Source organism: Mucilaginibacter sp., from assembly GCF_965200995.1.
GTDB lineage: Bacteria > Bacteroidota > Bacteroidia > Sphingobacteriales > Sphingobacteriaceae > Mucilaginibacter.
In genome coordinates this window covers 146940-165008 of sequence record NZ_OZ241743.1, presented here as the reverse complement: position 1 = coordinate 165008, position 18069 = coordinate 146940, and the positions used below count along the sequence as shown (strand labels likewise).

Sequence of the window (18069 nt, the reverse complement as noted above, 5' to 3'; positions counted from 1 at the left end):
GTTAAATTATATATTAGTGCATGAAAAAATACCTATACTTTTCGCTGATCGCTTTTATGGCTGTTTTGTCAGCTTGTAAAAAAGATAAGCATACAGACCCTGTGGAACCAACGGTTACCGGCAGTACGGCAGACCTGATAAAAGACTCCATTTACTTATATACCAAAGAGTCTTATTACTGGTTTGACCAGCTGCCAACCTATGAATCTTTTAATCCCAGGAGTTACACTTCTACTTCAGATGAAGCAGCGTACAGCAAAGAGTTAACAGCCCTGGCAACCATTGCGATCAACCCGGCTACCGGTAAACCTTATGAATATACATCAGGCGGTAATGCTAAATATTCATTTTTAGACGATGGCTCGGTGGCCGCATCATTAGGTGGTACCAACGGCGATTTTGGTTTCTCGGTATTTTATAATGCCTATAATGATCTGCGTATTAAATACGTATACCTCGGCTCTCCTGCGGCTACCGCCGGTTTGGTGAGGGGATACAAAGTAACGGCGGTAAACGGCAGTACCAGCATTGCTTACGACCCCAACAGCAGCAATCCCAATAATGACCCTAACCTGCTGGCCGTAGTAAACGCCTTGGGCCAGTCTACCATTAAACTTACGCTGCAAAAGCCCGACGGTACTTCCTTCGATGCAACGGTTAACCGTGGCAGCTATAGCGTGAACCCCGTACTGAAATCAACCATTGTTGATGCCGGAAACGGGCGCAAAATTGGTTACCTGGCATTTAACAGCTTTACGGTAAGAACAGTGGCACAACCGGTGCTCGACCCGGTGTTTGCCAACTTTGCAGCTAATGGTGTAACCGATGTAGTGGTGGATCTACGTTATAACGGCGGCGGCGCAGTGGAAACGGCTGAATACCTGTCCAACCTGCTGGCACCAACTTCGGTAGGTACTAATGTGATGTACAGCTACTATTTTAACAGCAACTTAATTAATGGTAAAACGCCGGTACTGGCTAAACAAACCTTTAGAGGATCGGATGGCAAGGTGCATAACTACTCGGAGTTTAGTTACACCGTTGCCGATAACCAAAGCAACTTTGCCAAGGCCGGTTCACTGAACATCAACCGTGTATTTTTTATTGTAACCGGCTCTACCGCTTCGGCCAGTGAACTTACTATTAATAACCTGCGCCCTTATATGGATGTACAATTAGTGGGGGCAACTACTTATGGTAAGCCTGTGGGTTTCTTTGGTTTGCGTATTAATAAATACACCTTATATACCCCGCAGTTTGAAACTAAAAACAAGAATGCTGAAGGTGGATACTATACCGGTATGACACCCGGCAGCAGTACCTATCCCGGCGTGGCTGACAGGGACGATGTAACCAAAGACTGGGGCGACCCTACCGAGCGCCTGTTTGCCCACGTGGTTTCTTATGTGAAAACTAACAAGTATTCGATTGATAATCCTAAAGTGCAGGTATTATCAACAGAGCGCAGAAATGTTTCTGATGCGCAGGAAGTAACCATGAGCGAAGCTTTAGACCATAACGGCTTTAAAGGTATGGTGTTAAAAAGCCCGCACACCAAATAAAAGATTAGTCTGCCAGGAGCCGTAAGTCAACCGGCACCACGCGGGATATTCCCTGTTCAACCATCGTCACCCCGTAGATAACATCGGTGCTGGCGATGGTTTTTTTATTGTGCGATACCACGATGAACTGCGACTGATCGGAGAATTTACGGATAATGTTGTTAAACTTATCGATATTGGTATCATCCAGCGGCGCATCCACTTCATCAAAGATACAGAAGGGGGCAGGTTTAAGCAGGTAAAGGGAGAACAGGATAGCCGTAGCCGTCAGTGTTTTTTCACCGCCCGACAGCTGGTTGATAGACAGCGGACGTTTACCTTTTGGCCGGGCAATAATGTCAATGTCTGATTCCAGCGGGTGCTGCGGGTCGGTCAGGATCAAATCGCAGGAGTCTTCCTCATTGAACAGCGAACGGAACACCTTGATAAAGTTCTCGCGCACCATTATAAAGGCCGACATAAACTTTTCACGGGCGGTATCATCAATTTCCTGTATGGTATTCAGCAGCACCTGCTTAGCTTCGGCCAGGTCCTTCTTCTGGGTTTGGATAAACTCATAGCGCTGGTTCATTTCCTGGTAGGCTTCCATCGCCATAGGGTTAATAGCCCCATATTCGTCAATCTGCCTTTTCAGCTTTTGGGTACGTTCACGCAGTTCGTCTTCATTTATGGCAGCATCCGGTTCAGCTTCCAGTAAATCCTGAATGTCTATATTAAACTCTACCGAAAGCCGTTCTTTTAAGGCATTCAGTTCAATGCGCAGGTTGTTGCGCTTATCCTTCAGCTCGTTTTCAATCAACTCGGCCTGCTCTTTTTTGCGCCGCAATTGCGACAGGCTGTTTTCCGCTTCGGTAATATTACCCCGCATGGTATAATATTCCTGTTCAGCCTGCCGGGTAGCTTTTTCCAATTCGTCGCGCTGCTCATACATCGCCAGCAGGTCATCATCCGGGGTGCTGCTCTGGGCGGCATGTTGCAGCAGGGCGGCCTTAGCTTTTTCCAGTTCAGCGGTGTTCTGGTCTATGCGCTTTTCTAAGGCTTCCTGCTGTACCTCGCGGTATTCTATGTCTTTCTGTAAGCCCGATACCCGGTTTTGCTGCTGATGGTAGGCAATGTTTTGCTGATTGTAGCGGTTGGACTGTACGGTGATGGTTTCGGCCAATTCGTTATAGGCCTGCTGACTGTCAATCACCGTATCTTGCTGTATTTCTTTTTGGGCTTTCAGTTCTGCCAGTTGCGGAGTGAGTGATTGAATCTCCTGCGTAATCGCTTCCATTTTGCGGGCAATATCTTCCTTGCGGTTATGGCTGCCGGTAATAAAAGTTTGGTGCTGTTCCTGCCGGGTTTGCACCATTATCAGTTCGGTATGCAGGCGGTTCAATTCCTGCTGAATTTGCTTGATTTCGGCTGCTTTGCCTGCTTGTTTTAGTGCAATTAGCTCACTTTGCAGTTGTTCAATGCGGTTTTTGTGCTGCTGTATGCCGGTTTGCAATAATTTTAGGCTTTCGGCCAGTAGCTCCAAATTCTTGCCACGCCCGATACGCTTACCTTCGAACAAACCCGCCGAGCCGCCTGACATGGTAAACTTTGATTTGCTGAACTTGCCGCTTTTGCCCAGCAGCATCATTTGGCCGGGCAGAGGTTGGCTGTCAATCACGGTATAAGCATTGTCGTCAATCAGATAAACATTGCGCAGCAGGTAATTGCAAAGCGGGTGGTATACGGTATCACTTTCTATCACACTAAGTGCCGCCACCAAGCCCTCAGCCTCTACAGGCGCAACGGTAAATGATTGCTCTTTGTAATTTTCCAGTATAAAAAACTGCGCCCGTCCCCGTGCCGACTGGCTTAACAGGTTAATGGCCTCAATGGCATCCTCATAAGTGTTTACTACAAAGTAGTTCATTACCGGCTCCAGGTAGTTTTCAATGGCTACCCGGCAGTCCTCGGGGCAAAATATAATGTCGCTCAGCAATGGCGCTTTCTTTACCCAGGCGGCATTCTTTTTCAAAAACCGGATGGATTCCGGAAAGCCTTCTAAACTATCAACCAGGCTTTTGGTAAGATTGTACTCGTTCTGTTTGGCATCCAGCCGGCGGCTTTGCTGGTTCAGTGCTTCTTTTTCGGCAACAACGGCAGCTTCGGTATCACTTATCTTTTGCTGTAACGCTTGCTCAAAATCAACAGCCGCCTGGTGTTGCTGCGCCGTAGTTTCAGAGCGGTGTTGCAGTTCGGCAATGGCCTGGTTGAAGCGGCTGAGTTCTATCTCCCTGCCGCTTGCATCTTCTGTGTTGCGCCTGCTTTCCTGCTCCAGCGCCTGCTGCTGTATGTGCAGAATATCCAGATCCTTCTCTAATTTGTAAATTTGATTTTGCAGCCGGTTGTTGATGCTGGTAAGTTCCTGCAACTCGTTACGGGCATCGTTTTGCCCGTCCCGCAGTTCGTCTACGGCCGCTTTTAAGTCGGCAACCTGATTTTGCAGTGTTTGCAAATTGTCTTCGTCACGCAGGCAGTCTTCGGCCAAACGTTTCAGGGTGTAAAGCACGTGGTTAAGCTGTGTTTTATCCTGTTCCAGATCCTGCATTAAGCGCGTTTCTCTGGCTTGCTCAAACTTCAGCTGCTCATTTTTAATTTTGCGCTCGCTTTCGTAACTGCGGATTTTGGCTACAAACTCGTTGGTCGCTTTTTGCTGTACCGAGAGGTTCTTTTCGCTGGTCAGGCTATCCAGCTTTTGCTTTTGAATATTGGCTTCCAGTTGGTCTGCTTCGGTGATGATGGCCAGTTTGTTATCCTGTTGCTGCTGTTCCTGCTGCTCAATTACCGCCAGTGATTGCCCGAAGGTGCCGATGCGGATAGAAGCCAGGGCGATGCTCAGTTCCTTGTACTGCTCCTTAAGCCGGTAATAACGTTCGGCTTTCTTGGCCTGATTTTCCAGCGTCTTCAGGTTCTTTTCTATCTCGAACAGTAAATCCTGCACCCGCTCTAAATCGGCTTCGGTATCTTTGAGCCGCGCGAAGGTTTGTTTTTTGCGCAGCTTGTATTTGGAGATGCCCGATGCTTCCTCAAACAGGTTTCGCCTTGAACCTTCTTTGTTGGTGATGATCTCGTCGATCATCTTCAGCTCGATGATGGCGTAGGAGTCGGAGCCGATACCGGTATCCAAAAACAGGTCGGTAATGTCTTTGAGGCGGCATTGTACATCATTGAGGCGGTACTCGCTCTCGCCGGTGCGGTATAGTTTTCGGGTAAGGGTAACCTGCGAATATTCGGTAGGGAGGATGTTTTGGGTGTTATCAAAGGTGAGCGAAACCTCGGCCAGGTTAGCGGGCTTACGGCTTTTGGTACCGTTGAAGATGATGTTCTCCATCTTTTCGGAGCGCAGCATACGCGTGCTCTGTTCGCCCAGCACCCACCGTATAGAATCCACCACATTGGACTTTCCGCAGCCGTTGGGCCCCACAATGGCCGTTACGCCTTCATCAAAATTGATGGTAATTTTGTCGCCAAAACTTTTAAAGCCCTTAACTTCTAAGCGCGTTAACTGCATTTACCGTATTTATTCCTCAATAGTTTACTATCAAAAATAGCTAATATTTTTGGGATTTGAAAATGTTGCTTTTGCAGCATTTCATGAGGTTGATAGCGTGCTTTGATGAAATGTTGATGGCTGTTACTTTTCTTTTCCCGCAAAATAAAAGTAACCAGAAGAAAACTTGTGGCCGCACCCTTTTCTTTAAAAAGTTTGTGCTTAGGCCAGTGTAGTGGTTGCCGGAAAAGTCAAGGCCGCATCTTAGGCAATAGGTATGGGCAATGATATTGCCATTTTGAGCACTACTGACACCAACCTGTCAGCGTTCACGGGTGTTCACGGGTGTTCACACCACCGTGAACGTGAACACCTGAATAGAAGTTAAACCGCTAAATACAACGCTTTTCACCCTGGATTTTATGAGCAGTTTATGGCTTTTTATAGACTTTTATGAGCGGGAATATGGTGTTATTACAAATATATCTCACCCTTCAGATATGTAACCGCGTTACCACTCATCAGCACCCGGTCGCCTTTCAGCTCGCACCACAGCTCGCCCTTACGTGCCGAAAGCTGATAGGCGTGCAGCTCGTTCTTACCCAGGCGGCCGGCCCAGTAGGGAATGAGGTTACAATGCGCAGAACCGGTTACCGGGTCTTCGGGCACACTGGCGGCAGGGGCAAAAAAGCGGGATACAAAATCAACCTCTTTACCCGGTGCGGTTACAATTACGCCGATGGCATCGATTTTAGACAGAAAAGCGTGGTCGGGCACGATGTTTATAATATCATCTTCGCTTTCATATACCAGAAAATAGTCGCGGGAGCGGAGGGTGTGCAGAGGCTGCTTGCCACCCAGCGCCTCCACCAGTCCGGCCGGTATTTCGGTAGCATAGGGCGGGCGCGAAGGAAAGTCTAACGTATATTTATCGGCCTCGCGGGTAACAGTTAGGGTGCCGGCCTGCTCTGTGGTAAAATGGATAACTTCATCCGTATAGCCTAACTGCGTAAAAATAATATGCGCCGAAGCCAGCGTGGCATGGCCGCAAAGGTCAATCTCCAGCTCGGGGGTAAACCAGCGCAGGTGGAAGCCGGCATCCGTCTTTACAAAAAATGCCGTTTCGGCCAGGTTGTTTTCCAGCGCAATTTGCTGCATGGTGGTATCGGGTAACCAGTTGGTAAGCGGGCAAACCGCTGCCGGATTGCCGCCGAACAGGCGGCTGGTAAAGGCATCGGCCTGGTAGATAGGAATAGTCATGAGCTACTTACTTTATAGGCCGCTAAGATAGCCGTAAGTAACCAAATCCTCCTGATTATTTAGCGGTTGCGTGCGGCCGTTGTTCATCAAAATAATGCGGTGAGCAACATCCAGCACATTATAGTATTGGTGATCGGTAACGATGATGCCTTTAACGGCCGAGCGCTTTTTAATGAGTTCTTTAAGCGCCTCCGCCTGTATGGGCGATATATGGGTAAAGGGTTCATCCAGCAGAATAAAAGGCGCAGCACTGTACAGCACCATCAGTATTTCCAATTGGCGCTGTTCGCCACCCGATACCTCTTTTATACGTTTCTTATGATTCAGTTGGTAAACCGGAAAACTGCTGAACTCGCCCCAGTCTTCTTTATTAATTATCAGTTCTGCCAGTTGAAAGACAGGTACATGCACTGGTAGATAATTATGCTGCGGCAGGTAAGCAATATGATGATGGGTGTATCCTTTATCAATGTAAACATCATCTACACTCATATATTTATGTTCAGCATTAACCGAACCGAATATTACTTTGAGTAAACTTGATTTACCTGAACCGTTGCGACCAAGGATGCCCAATACCTCACCGGATTGGCACTGCAGAAATACGTCCTGTAATATTTTCCGGCCGTCGTAACTTAGCTCAACGCTATCAATTTTTAATAATGGCATTCAGAACGGATATGGTGGCGGTAATTATTAAAGTGAAAGCAGCAAAGTCAAGCAGATACGTGTAGGCATAGAGCTTTCGGATGCGGTAACCGGCATTTCGGTAAAAATAATAGTGATGTGATGCTGCTACATACTGATAGCCGGTACCACATAAATACCCCAACAACTTAATTAGCACAAGGAAAGGTATACTTAACAGACGGTCTGCAACAATTACCTTAATGGTATAGCTTGTAGCTACCAGATTAATAATAAACAGCGGCTTATAAAACACCCAGAGCAGCAGGCGGAGATTCGTCATGCAATAAACGGCGGTTGGTTGTTACCTAAACGGAAGTTAGCTGCGCTAATTGTAGCTGCCTGTATTTATTTAAACAGATCATATTGCTGGCTGGTCTGTTCCATGCTGTCGGTGCGTACTTTATTCACCAGCATGTGCGCCTGCCGGGTGGGTTCGGGTATGCGGTAACCTTTCAGGCAGTGTTTAATTATATCTACGCTTTGCTCCATCGTAATTAAATGCCCCGGCGATATGTAGATGGGGTTACAGTTGCGTTTGCTGCGCAGTGCGGTGCCAATTACTTCCTGCCGGTCATACATCGGGCTTTCGGCTCCCGGCTCATTGGCTGGCTCCTCGTAACGGCCAAACAGGCGGCTTTTGGCGCTGCCAATGGTAGGCGTATTGGTAATTACCCCAAAGTGCGAGGCAATACCCATGCGCCTGCGGTGGGCAATGCCCTGCCCGTCCAATACCAGTACATCAGGCTTGGTTTCCAGTTTGTTCCAGGCTTCTAACAAAGCGGGCACTTCCCGAAAGGCCAGTAAACCGGAAATATAGGGAAACGTAGTACGGCTCACGGCGGTGCTATGGCCGATGATTTCCATAGTTGGGTATTTGAGCAGGATGATGCCGGCATACACCACCTCCGAATATTTATTGAACGAAATGTCAGAACCGGCAATCACCCTGATTTCCTTTTCAAGCGGTTGCAGTTTTATCTGGTGCCTTAATTCTTGTTGGTAGGCAATGGCCTGCTCGGCGGTCAATTGTTCGTATTTTGAAGGTTCCACAGCAGAATTAAACAAAACTAGAGCCGTTTTTTTGTGAGATTATTTAACTGTTCAAATGAATCCTACACAGTTCTAATAACAGGTCAACAATATATACATACCTAATGTGATGATTTAATTTTACACAGTGAAACTATTCTTTAATATAAATCTGCTCATTCTCACTCGACCTGCATCCTTTAAGGGCAGTTCCAAAAAACATAATTGCAACTATACCAGCAACAATAGAAGAAATGATTAGTGCTGAATTGGTTTTTATGTTTTTTCCAATACCCGATAATCCTATTACGAATAAACCAGTAAAAAAGCAGAATACAAGCGAAACAAGTATTGCTATGATAATAACTATAACTTCCATATTATTGAAGACAGGAGTATGCTCTGTTTAAAACATCTTGATTTGCATATGCAGTCATTGCATTTAGTGTGTCACCATCCTTAAAAGAAATATATCTTATTTTATTGTTTTTAAGATTTTTAGCATCATTTGCTGTCAAATAATATACAGCTAAATACACATCACTGCCGTCTTTATAAGATTTCTCTGCATGGTAGAGCTTAAACGTATCTGATAAATTAGAATTATATTGAATTGTCAAATCTCCTGGTGTTGAAACTTCCTTTAAGCATCTTACTATAAAAGTTAAATAATAATCACTGCTATTTGTCTGTAATCCGACACCAACCTCCAAGCGTTCATTTTTAGCTATTAGTTTAGGCTTTATATATTTAATAATAGCTCCATCAGCTCTATAGTTGGTCATGACGTTACACTCAAATGTTTCGTTTGATCTTAACGGATGCTTTTTGGAAGACTTTATTATCCCTCCTATTATACCGCTTATAAAGCATACCAGTATAATCAGACCGATTGTAAATAGAATCTTTTTCATGATAAGTCGGTTCAAGATAGTGAACTATCTGTTATTTGGGATTGGTTACTTGCAAATAATTAATTATACAGTCATAAAATCGAAGTAAAACAAAAATGCCCCTGCTTGTTTAGCAGGGGCGTTTAAAAGAGGTTAACCTAAATATGATTTCAGAATTTTACTTCTGCTGGTGTGCCGCAGCCGTTGCAGCGCCTTGTCTTTAATTTGCCGTACACGCTCGCGTGTCAGGTTGAATTTTTCACCAATTTCTTCCAGCGACAGCGGATGGTTGCTGCCTAAACCGAAGAACAATACAATAATTTCGCGCTCACGCTCAGTCAAGGTTGAAAGGGAACGTTTAATTTCCTCCGATAATGACTCGTCAATCAGGATGGAGTCGGTATTGGGTTCTTTGTTTTCCAGTACATCCAGCAGGGTGTTTTCTTCGCCCTGAACAAAGGGAGCATCCATAGAAACATGGCGGCCCGAGTTGCTCAGCGTATCAGAAATTTTATCCACCGTGGTTTCCAGAATATCAGCCAGCTCTTCGGGCGAAGGCTCACGCTCATATTCCTGCTCCAGTTTACTGAATGCCTTGCTGATTTTGCTCAGTGAACCTACCTGGTTTAAAGGCAGGCGCACGATACGTGATTGCTCCGCAATAGCCTGCAGGATGGATTGACGAATCCACCATACGGCATAGGAAATGAACTTAAAGCCTTTGGTTTCATCAAAGCGTTTGGCCGCTTTAATTAAACCCAGGTTACCTTCATTGATCAGGTCACCTAAAGTAAGGCCCTGGTTTTGATATTGTTTAGCTACAGACACCACGAAACGTAAGTTGGTTTTGGTCAAACGTTCCAAAGCGGCCTGGTCGCCTTCGCGTATTTTTTGGGCAAGAATTACTTCTTCTTCGGCAGTTATCAGGTCAACCTTACCAATTTCGTGCAGGTACTTATCCAGCGACTGTGATTCACGGTTGGTAATTGATTGGGTGATCTTGAGTTGTCTCATCTAAATATACCTCGATTCTTGTGTTAAAGAAATGAACGTGCAAAGGTACGAAATTGTTATGAATTATTTAAGCCCCGGCTGTATAAATACAATGAAATGACGGGCCGGAAATTAATTCAATTTTTAAAAAACTTTCGCTTCGCAGTTATTTATTCAACTGCCATACCACCAGAATGTTTAAAGGTCGGTCAGGTTAAATGTTTCTTTAATACGTATGCCCTTCTCAGTTTGCTGTAAAGTACAGCATTCGTTTATGGGGTCGTGCTCCAGGTATAGAATGTATTCATTCTCTACAGCTTTTGTAAAAAATTCTTTCTTTTCATCCAATGTTTTTAGCGGGAACATATCATAGGCCATTACATAAGGCAGGGGCAGGTGCCCTGTGGATGGAAGCAGATCTGCCATGTAAACCAATGTTTTGCCTTTACAGGCAATTTGCGGCAGCATCATGGCATCGGTATGGCCATAAACAAAGCGGATGTTTACGCCGTGCATAAATTCAACGCCGTTATCAGCATCAATAAATTTTAGGTGCCCGCTTTCCTGCAAGGGCAGGATATTTTCTTTCAAAAATGATGCTTTTTCACGCTCATTGGGGTTTACAGCCCATTCCCAATGTTGTGCATTGCTCCAGTAAGTGGCATTGGCAAAAGCAGGTTTCAACTGTTCGCCTTGCCGCTCCACTGCGCCGCCCACATGGTCAAAGTGTAAATGCGTCAGAAAAACGTCGGTGATATCATTGCGGTGAAAACCTAACTGCGCTAATGATTTGTCCAATGTATCATCGCCATGCAGATGATAATGACTGAAAAACTTTTCACTTTGTTTGTTGCCTATACCGGTATCTACCAAAACCAGCCGGTTGCCCTCCTCAATCAGCAGGCAGCGCATGGCCCAGGTGCAAAGGTTGTTATCGTCGGCCGGGTTGGTTTTTTGCCAGATGGATTTTGGCACTACGCCAAACATGGCACCGCCGTCGAGTTTGAAGTAGCCGGTGTTGATGGTGTGAAGGTTCATTTTGTGAAAGTCAAAAGTAAAAATTTAAAAGTCTTAAAACGGCCGGGTGAAAATAAACATCACCAAAAGTAAAAAGTCAAAACTTGTAAGGTTTTGACTTTTTACTTTTGAATTTTAACCCAACCTTACAAGTGAATCACTTCATCATAAGCTGCGGCTGCCGCTTCCATAATGGCCTCGCTCATGGTAGGGTGAGGGTGGATGGTTTTGATCAGTTCATGGCCGGTAGTTTCCAGTTTGCGGATTGCTACAATCTCGGCTATCATTTCGGTTACGTTAGCACCAAGCATGTGCGCGCCTAACAGTTCGCCATATTTGGCATCAAAAATCAGTTTAATAAAACCGTCTTTCGTACCGGCTGCACTGGCCTTGCCCGATGCGGAGAACGGGAATTTACCAATCTTCAATTCGTAACCGGCCTCGCGGGCGGCTTTTTCGGTGTAACCCACCGAGGCAACTTCGGGCTGGCAGTAGGTGCAGCCCGGAATGTTGTTGTAGTCAATCGGCTCGGGGTGCTGGCCTGCAATCTTTTCTACGCAGGTAATGCCCTCTGCCGAAGCTACGTGGGCTAACGCCTGGCCTTTTACAATATCGCCGATGGCATAAATGCCTTCTATATTAGTGCGGTAGTAATCATCTACCAGTACCTTGCCTTTTTCAAACTTAACGCCGGTTTCTTCCAGGCCGATGCCTTCCAGATTGGTAGCTACCCCTACGGCAGATAATACGATTTCTGCTTCCAGCACCTCATTACCGCCAGCGGTTTTTACGTTTACCTTGCATAATTCGCCGCTGGTATCTACTGATTCAACAGTAGAACCGGTCATGATGTTGATGCCCTGCTTTTTAAGGATGCGGGCCAGTGATTTAGATACTTCCTCATCTTCCAGCGGTACAATATTATCCAAATATTCAACTACGGTTACTTTGGTGCCGATATTATTATAAAAGTTGGCGAACTCGATACCAATAGCGCCTGAGCCTACCACCACCATTGATTTTGGCTGCCTGGGCAGTACCATCGCCTGGCGGTAGCCAATTACTTTCTGGCCGTCTTGCTTCAGGTTAGGCAACTCGCGCGAGCGGCCGCCGGTAGCCAGTATAATATGCCTGGCAGTATGCTCGGTAGCTTCACCGTTTTCGGCTTTTACCTCCACTTTGCCCTGGCCTTTCAGTTTGCCAAAACCTTTGATAACCTCTATCTTGTTCTTTTTCATCAGGAACTGAACGCCTTTGCTCATACCATCGGCTATACCGCGGCTGCGTTTAACAATGGCATCAAAATCGGCCTCAGCCTTACCTTCTATCTTTATACCATATTCGGCCGCATGGTTGATGTATTCAAATACCTGCCCGCTTTTTAGTAATGCTTTAGTAGGAATACAGCCCCAGTTAAGGCAAATGCCACCTAATGATTCACGCTCGACCACTGCAGTTTTTAACCCCAGTTGCGAAGCACGGATAGCTGCCACATAGCCGCCCGGGCCCGAACCAATCACAATAACGTCGTAGTTCATATGTAATGATTTGATTTTTACTTTTACGGCTGCTAAATTAAACAAATCCCGTTATAAATAATGCCACATCCTGAAAGGGGCGCAATGTGTTTGATTTTGGTGTTTTGCCATGAAGTATGCGGATAATCAGTGCTATTGTTGAAGATTTTACACCTTACTTTACAAAATGTTGAAATTGTGTTGATAAACTCCATGGATTGTTAACATTAAATTAACGTTGGAAATGAAGTGATTATCTATATTTGCAGCCAAAACAGGTTCATTTAAACAATTTATTAAACAACACAAAACAAGTATGAGAAAACATTTACTTCTCTTGTTCATGTCGCTGTTTGCTGTCACGTTTGCCTTTGCACAGGTGACTTCAAGTAGCATGTCGGGTACCATTAAGGATGACAAGGGTGAAACCCTGCCTGGTGCTACGATAAGAGCAGTACACATACCCTCTGGTACTACCTATTCCATAGGTACCAATAAAGATGGTTTGTTCAACTTACCGGGTATGCGTATTGGCGGCCCCTACCGGGTCGAAGTTACTTACATTGGCTACCAGCGCGGTGTATTTGAAAACATTACCTTGCAGTTAGGTCAGCCATATATTTTAAACGTTACCTTATCGCAAGGTGGTGTTGAGCTGGCTGCTGTAAACGTAACCGGCAAAAAAAATATTGCCACCGCACGTTTGGGCGCCAACACTAACGTAAATAACACGCAATTGCGTACGTTACCTACGTTCAGCCGCAGTGTAAACGATTTTACCCGCTTATCGCCACAGTCTAACGGCGGCAACGGTTTTGCCGGCCGCGACAGCCGTTTAAACAACATTACAGTGGATGGCGCTAACCTGAATAACACTTTTGGTACTTCAAGCGAATTATTACCAGGTGGCGGTGCGCAGCCAATTTCTATCGAAACTTATGATGAGCTTTCTATCAACGTAGCCCCGTTTGATATTCGCCAGTCTGGCTTCACCGGTGCAGGTATTTATGCAACCACCAAAAGCGGTACCAATACCTTACATGGCTCTGCGTATACGTATTACAGAAACCAATCGTATAACGGTACCCGTGTTGGTGATTTGGATCTGAGCGGAACTATTGCCAAATCGAGCCAAAAAACATACGGCTTTACCCTGGGCGGCCCTATTATTAAAAACAAATTGTTCTTCTTTGCCAACTTTGAGCGTGGTGTAACCACTACGCCCGGCATCCAGTATTCACCAACCGGCGGTTCGGGTTTAGGTACAGTATCGGTAACGCCTGTTGCTGATTTGCAGGCCGTGTCTAACTATCTGAGAACAAATTATGGTTATGAAACCGGCGGATATGATAATTTCTCGGCTTTCCAACCGAAATATACTAACTATCTGGCTAAGTTAGACTGGAATATTAATGATAAAAATAAGTTTACCATTAAGTACAGCTATTCTAACGCCACTAGCGATGTGCAAATCAATGCTTCATCAACACCTAACAATGGTGCATATACTTACACCGTAACTAACCCTACTACCGGCGCTGTTACTTCTACCACCCGTGGCAGCGGTGGTTTGGTGAACAACCGTTACAGCCGCCAGTCAATTGCATTTGAAAATTCAAACTACGGTTTCAAAAACTTAACCAAAACAGGTACTGCCGAATTAAACAGCCGCCTGAGCCAAAACCTGTCGAACCAGTTACTGGCTACATTTAAGCGTTATGATAACCCGCGTACTTCAAAGGGCGGTATCTTCCCAACCATTGATATTTATGATGGACAGGGTAACAACTACATCACCGCAGGTTCTGACCCTTATACCAAGTACAATGAGGTAATTGATAATACCACTACCATTTATGATAACCTTACCTATTATGCAGGTAAGCATACCATAACCGGTGGTGCAAGCTACGAATACCAGTATATTGGTAATGCGTTTTTACCGGGTGCTGCAGGCTCATACATCTACAATTCGTTGAATGATTTCCTGACCAATAAAGCCCCTATCCAGTTTACTTATAACTACTCATTGGTTCCGGGTGTAGACCAGGTATTCTCAGCTAATTTAAAGGTGAGTACCTTGAGTTTTTACGCACAGGACGAGTGGAATATCTCTGACCGTTTTAAACTGACATACGGTTTACGTGCTGACAGGCCTATCTATCTGCAAAACCCGCTTGAAAACCCGCAGATTACCGCTTTGCAGTTTCCTGATGCAAGTGGTAGCTTAACCGGTAATACGGTAAGTTACAATTCTGGTTTATGGCCTAGAAGCCGCACCTACCTGTCGCCGCGTATCGGTTTCCGTGCCAGCTTCATGGATGATAATTCATTGGTATTACGTGGCGGTGCAGGTATATTCACCGGTCGTATCCCGTATGTGTTCTTAACCAACGGCCCAAGTAACAGCGCCATGTATAACTTCGGCGCTGTGGCTACTGCTGCTCAGTTAGCTAATATCAGATTGAATCCTGATCCGTCAACTTATGCTAACTTATTCCCGCAAACTGTAGGTACCGCTATTCCAACCTCTACGGTTGTACTTGACCGTAACTTTAAATTTCCTCAGGTATTCAGAGCTAACTTAGCTATTGAGAAAAGCCTGGGTAACGGTTTCTTAGCTACCGGTGAAGCCTTAATTACCAAGGACATCAACGCGGTTAGAATGCGTAACGTTAACTTAAAAACACCAACCGGAATTTACAATGATGATCCCACAAATTCACGTGTTCGTTATGTTGGTACCGGAGCCAACAACGCTGTACAGGCAGTTGACCGTTTAATCTATCCTAACCTGTCTACTGTAGTAGCTTTAGAAAATACCAACAAAGGTTATTCGGTAGTATTAACCGGCCAGATCAGCAAAAGATTTGATAACGGCTTTTATGCAAGCGCAGCTTATACCTATACCAAAGCAAAAGAAGCGTTTGCTTCGGGCGGCTCAACCGCAGCCCAAGTATGGGCAGGTACTGCCAACGTAGGTACTTCTAACGATGTGGAATTGGGTAACACCGGTTTCTACGTACCTCACCGCGTAGTGGCATCTGCTTCTTACCGTTTTAATTACTTAAACCATGCTGCAACTACTATCGGTGTTTTCTACCAGGGCCAGGCAGGCAGCTCACCGTTCAGCTATGTGTATAACGGCGATTTGAACGGTGATGGTAACGCTTCTTCTGATTTGATGTTCATCCCGAAAAGAGCGAGCGATATGAACTTTGTTCAGTATTCAGCCACTGTTAACGGTGTAGCTTATACTTATACGCCGCAACAGCAAGCTGCGGCCTTCGAGGAGTTCATTAAAAATACGCCTTACCTAAAAAGCCACAGAGGCCAGTATGCACAAAGAAACGCATCGTTTTTGCCATGGTATAACCGTATTGATGCAAACCTGCAACAGGATTTCTATATCATGAGCGGTGATGTTCGCCATACCCTGCAGATCGGCGCCACTGTACTGAACTTGCCCAACTTGTTGAACAGATACTGGGGCATCCAGAAGTTAGCTACCTACACCGCTCCGGTTAGCTATACCGGCATTGATGCCACTGGTGTTGCTTCCTATAACCTGCGCCAGTTAAACGGTAAACTGGTTACCCAGCCGTGGACTGATTTAACTACCACAGGTACTACCTGGAGCTTATTGTTAAGCGCCAAATATTTGTTTTAATATAAAAGAGCAGTTTATATAATTGATAAAGCATTATTGAAATCATGAAAATTATAAAATATATCTTCACTGCTTTGGTTGCCGTTACTACGTTAGGTATTACCTCCTGTACCAAAAAGGCCGATGTAGATACAACTGAAACCAAACTGCCTGCTTTGCAATTAAGCAGCCTTGGTTATCAGCAAAGCAGTCCGTTTACTACTTCAACTATTCTGCAGTTGCAGTTTGGCGCTACCACTACAAATGTTGCGCCTGGTAAATTCACTGTTGAATTCATAAATACCACTGCACCAGCCGTAGTGGTGTCAACGGCAACTTTTAACAGTTGGTCTGGTTATGATGCCACTTACGTGCCGGCTGTACCTGCAACTGCTACTACAGCAGCTAAAGCCGCAGTTATTAATCACACGATCAGCTATACTTTGCAGCCAACTACTTATTACAATACGCAAGTATACAGTGGTTTAATCAACTTGAAGTTAAGTGCGCTGGGTTTGGTATCAGGCAACACTTACACGGTAAGGGCCACAGCCTATACTGCTGACGGTTCAAAAACTTCTGTCCTTACACAATCGTCTTTCTTTAAAGTACAAAATTAAAGGTCAGATTTTCTAATAACAAAAATGCCCCGCCTGAATCAGGCGGGGCATTTTTGTTATTAATGAGCGGCTTAGCAGGGTATGATTACTTAATGATAAACAAACTCACCAAACTCCGAACGTATAGTAACCTGCTTTTGTTCAGCACCCTCCACTCGGCCAATTACCTGCGCCTCTATGTTGAACTTCTGAGAAATCGCAATCAGTTCCTGGGCGATAGATTCAGGCACATATAATTCCATGCGGTGCCCCATATTGAAAACCTTGTACATTTCCTGCCATGAGGTGCCTGATTCCTGCTGTATCAGTTTAAACAGGGGAGGAACAGGGAACAGGTTATCCTTGATGATATGCAGGTTCTCCACAAAGTGCAGTACCTTGGTTTGCGCGCCTCCGCTGCAATGCACCATGCCATGTAGCTGGCTGCGATATTCATCCAGCATGGCTTTTATAACCGGCGCATAGGTACGGGTGGGCGAGAGCACTAACTTACCTGCGGTTACCTGTTGCCCGTTGCCTGTATCAATTAAATCGGTAAGCTGGCGGCTGCCTGAAAATACAAGATCACCGGGTACAGCCGGGTCAAAGCTTTCCGGGTAGCTGGTAGCTACGCTTTTATTAAATACATCGTGCCGGGCCGAGGTAAGGCCGTTAGAACCCATGCCGCCGTTATATTCGTGCTCGTAGGTGGCTTGCCCGTAGGAAGACAGTCCCACAATCACATCCCCGGCCTGTATGCGGTCGTTAGAAATCACGTCGCTGCGTTTCATACGGCAGGTAACGGTGGAATCTACAATCAGGGTGCGCACTAAATCGCCCACATCGGCGGTTTCGCCGCCGGTAGAGTAGATGCCGATACCGGCCTCGCGCAACTGCGCCAGCACTTCTTCGGTGCCATTAATCAGGGCAGCAATTACCTCGCCGGGTATCAGGTTCTTGTTGCGCCCAATGGTGGATGACAGCAGAATATTATCGGTAGCGCCCACGCACAGCAGGTCATCTACATTCATAATAATGGCATCCTGTGCAATTCCACGCCATACCGATACATCACCGGTAGCCCTCCAGTAGGTGTAAGCCAGCGAAGATTTGGTGCCGGCGCCATCGGCATGCATAATATTGCAATATTCCGGGTCGCCGGTGAGGATATCGGGTACTATCTTGCAAAAAGCTTTGGGAAAAATGCCTTTATCTAAATTTTTTATGGCATTATGTACATCATCTTTTGATGCCGATACCCCGCGCCGGTCGTATCTTTGCTGCGAACTCATGCTTCAAAGATAGGGCTTCGCCTTACTTTTCAGCATTAAAAT

At 45.6% G+C, this 18069-nt stretch carries 14 protein-coding genes; 3 read left to right on the top strand and 11 right to left on the bottom strand.

Going from position 1 to position 18069, the window contains the following annotated elements; all coding sequences use genetic code 11:
* Nucleotides 1–20: 20 nt before the first annotated feature.
* Nucleotides 21–1562: a S41 family peptidase gene (locus ACY652_RS00810; RefSeq protein ID WP_462266024.1), complete on the top strand. Its 1542-nt coding sequence runs from the start codon at nucleotides 21–23 to the stop codon at nucleotides 1560–1562.
* A 4-nt stretch (nucleotides 1563–1566) separates the two neighbouring features.
* Here ACY652_RS00810 and smc read toward each other — a convergent pair whose 3' ends face one another.
* The 10 genes from smc to lpdA form a co-directional block, all read right to left on the bottom strand.
* Nucleotides 1567–5109, bottom strand: coding sequence for a chromosome segregation protein SMC (gene smc / locus ACY652_RS00805; RefSeq protein ID WP_462266023.1), 3543 nt, complete (start codon nucleotides 5107–5109; stop codon nucleotides 1567–1569).
* Between the two features lie 453 nt (nucleotides 5110–5562).
* Complete coding sequence (locus ACY652_RS00800; protein ID WP_462266022.1) at nucleotides 5563–6348, bottom strand: PhzF family phenazine biosynthesis protein; 786 nt, start codon at nucleotides 6346–6348, stop codon at nucleotides 5563–5565.
* Nucleotides 6349–6360: 12 nt separating this feature from the next.
* Nucleotides 6361–7017, bottom strand: coding sequence for an ATP-binding cassette domain-containing protein (locus ACY652_RS00795; RefSeq protein WP_462266021.1), 657 nt, complete (start codon nucleotides 7015–7017; stop codon nucleotides 6361–6363).
* Nucleotides 6998–7318 carry a hypothetical protein gene (locus ACY652_RS00790; RefSeq protein ID WP_462266020.1) on the bottom strand — a complete coding sequence of 107 codons (321 nt, stop codon included), beginning with the start codon at nucleotides 7316–7318 and terminating at the stop codon, nucleotides 6998–7000. Before ACY652_RS00790 ends, ACY652_RS00795 begins: the two co-directional genes overlap by 20 nt.
* Before the next feature lie 65 nt (nucleotides 7319–7383).
* Complete coding sequence (gene nfi, locus ACY652_RS00785; RefSeq protein ID WP_462266019.1) at nucleotides 7384–8088, bottom strand: deoxyribonuclease V; 705 nt, start codon at nucleotides 8086–8088, stop codon at nucleotides 7384–7386.
* A 133-nt stretch (nucleotides 8089–8221) separates the two neighbouring features.
* Nucleotides 8222–8446: a hypothetical protein gene (locus tag ACY652_RS00780; protein ID WP_462266018.1), complete on the bottom strand. Its 225-nt coding sequence runs from the start codon at nucleotides 8444–8446 to the stop codon at nucleotides 8222–8224.
* A 1-nt stretch (nucleotide 8447) separates the two neighbouring features.
* On the bottom strand, nucleotides 8448–8981 hold the full coding sequence (locus ACY652_RS00775) for a hypothetical protein (protein ID WP_462266017.1): 534 nt from the start codon (nucleotides 8979–8981) through the stop codon (nucleotides 8448–8450).
* A 132-nt stretch (nucleotides 8982–9113) separates the two neighbouring features.
* Nucleotides 9114–9974: a sigma-70 family RNA polymerase sigma factor gene (locus tag ACY652_RS00770; protein WP_462266016.1), complete on the bottom strand. Its 861-nt coding sequence runs from the start codon at nucleotides 9972–9974 to the stop codon at nucleotides 9114–9116.
* Between the two features lie 177 nt (nucleotides 9975–10151).
* Nucleotides 10152–10991: an MBL fold metallo-hydrolase gene (locus ACY652_RS00765; RefSeq protein ID WP_462266015.1), complete on the bottom strand. Its 840-nt coding sequence runs from the start codon at nucleotides 10989–10991 to the stop codon at nucleotides 10152–10154.
* A 125-nt stretch (nucleotides 10992–11116) separates the two neighbouring features.
* A complete protein-coding gene (gene lpdA, locus ACY652_RS00760) occupies nucleotides 11117–12508 on the bottom strand; it encodes a dihydrolipoyl dehydrogenase (protein WP_462266014.1) in 1392 nt (463 codons plus the stop codon).
* Between the two features lie 295 nt (nucleotides 12509–12803).
* Here lpdA and ACY652_RS00755 point away from each other — a divergent pair, with 295 nt between their 5' ends.
* Together ACY652_RS00755 and ACY652_RS00750 are read left to right on the top strand one after the other, a co-directional pair.
* Nucleotides 12804–16157, top strand: coding sequence for a TonB-dependent receptor (locus ACY652_RS00755; RefSeq protein ID WP_462266013.1), 3354 nt, complete (start codon nucleotides 12804–12806; stop codon nucleotides 16155–16157).
* A 44-nt stretch (nucleotides 16158–16201) separates the two neighbouring features.
* On the top strand, nucleotides 16202–16756 hold the full coding sequence (locus ACY652_RS00750) for a hypothetical protein (protein WP_462266012.1): 555 nt from the start codon (nucleotides 16202–16204) through the stop codon (nucleotides 16754–16756).
* Between the two features lie 89 nt (nucleotides 16757–16845).
* Here the strand turns inward: ACY652_RS00750 and ACY652_RS00745 are convergent, their stop codons facing one another.
* On the bottom strand, nucleotides 16846–18027 hold the full coding sequence (locus ACY652_RS00745) for an AIR synthase related protein (protein ID WP_462266011.1): 1182 nt from the start codon (nucleotides 18025–18027) through the stop codon (nucleotides 16846–16848).
* Between the last annotated feature and the right edge of the window lie 42 nt (nucleotides 18028–18069).

Coding starts and splice junctions, on each gene's coding strand:
- ACY652_RS00755 (WP_462266013.1), top strand. CDS start 12,804: ATGAGAAAACATTTACTTCTCTTGTTCATGTCGCTGTTTGCTGTCACG.
- ACY652_RS00810 (WP_462266024.1), top strand. CDS start 21: ATGAAAAAATACCTATACTTTTCGCTGATCGCTTTTATGGCTGTTTTG.
- ACY652_RS00800 (WP_462266022.1), bottom strand. CDS start 6,348: ATGACTATTCCTATCTACCAGGCCGATGCCTTTACCAGCCGCCTGTTC.
- ACY652_RS00780 (WP_462266018.1), bottom strand. CDS start 8,446: ATGGAAGTTATAGTTATTATCATAGCAATACTTGTTTCGCTTGTATTC.
- ACY652_RS00745 (WP_462266011.1), bottom strand. CDS start 18,027: ATGAGTTCGCAGCAAAGATACGACCGGCGCGGGGTATCGGCATCAAAA.
- ACY652_RS00765 (WP_462266015.1), bottom strand. CDS start 10,991: ATGAACCTTCACACCATCAACACCGGCTACTTCAAACTCGACGGCGGT.
- ACY652_RS00790 (WP_462266020.1), bottom strand. CDS start 7,318: ATGACGAATCTCCGCCTGCTGCTCTGGGTGTTTTATAAGCCGCTGTTT.
- ACY652_RS00775 (WP_462266017.1), bottom strand. CDS start 8,981: ATGAAAAAGATTCTATTTACAATCGGTCTGATTATACTGGTATGCTTT.
- ACY652_RS00750 (WP_462266012.1), top strand. CDS start 16,202: ATGAAAATTATAAAATATATCTTCACTGCTTTGGTTGCCGTTACTACG.
- ACY652_RS00770 (WP_462266016.1), bottom strand. CDS start 9,974: ATGAGACAACTCAAGATCACCCAATCAATTACCAACCGTGAATCACAG.
- smc (WP_462266023.1), bottom strand. CDS start 5,109: ATGCAGTTAACGCGCTTAGAAGTTAAGGGCTTTAAAAGTTTTGGCGAC.
- lpdA (WP_462266014.1), bottom strand. CDS start 12,508: ATGAACTACGACGTTATTGTGATTGGTTCGGGCCCGGGCGGCTATGTG.
- ACY652_RS00795 (WP_462266021.1), bottom strand. CDS start 7,017: ATGCCATTATTAAAAATTGATAGCGTTGAGCTAAGTTACGACGGCCGG.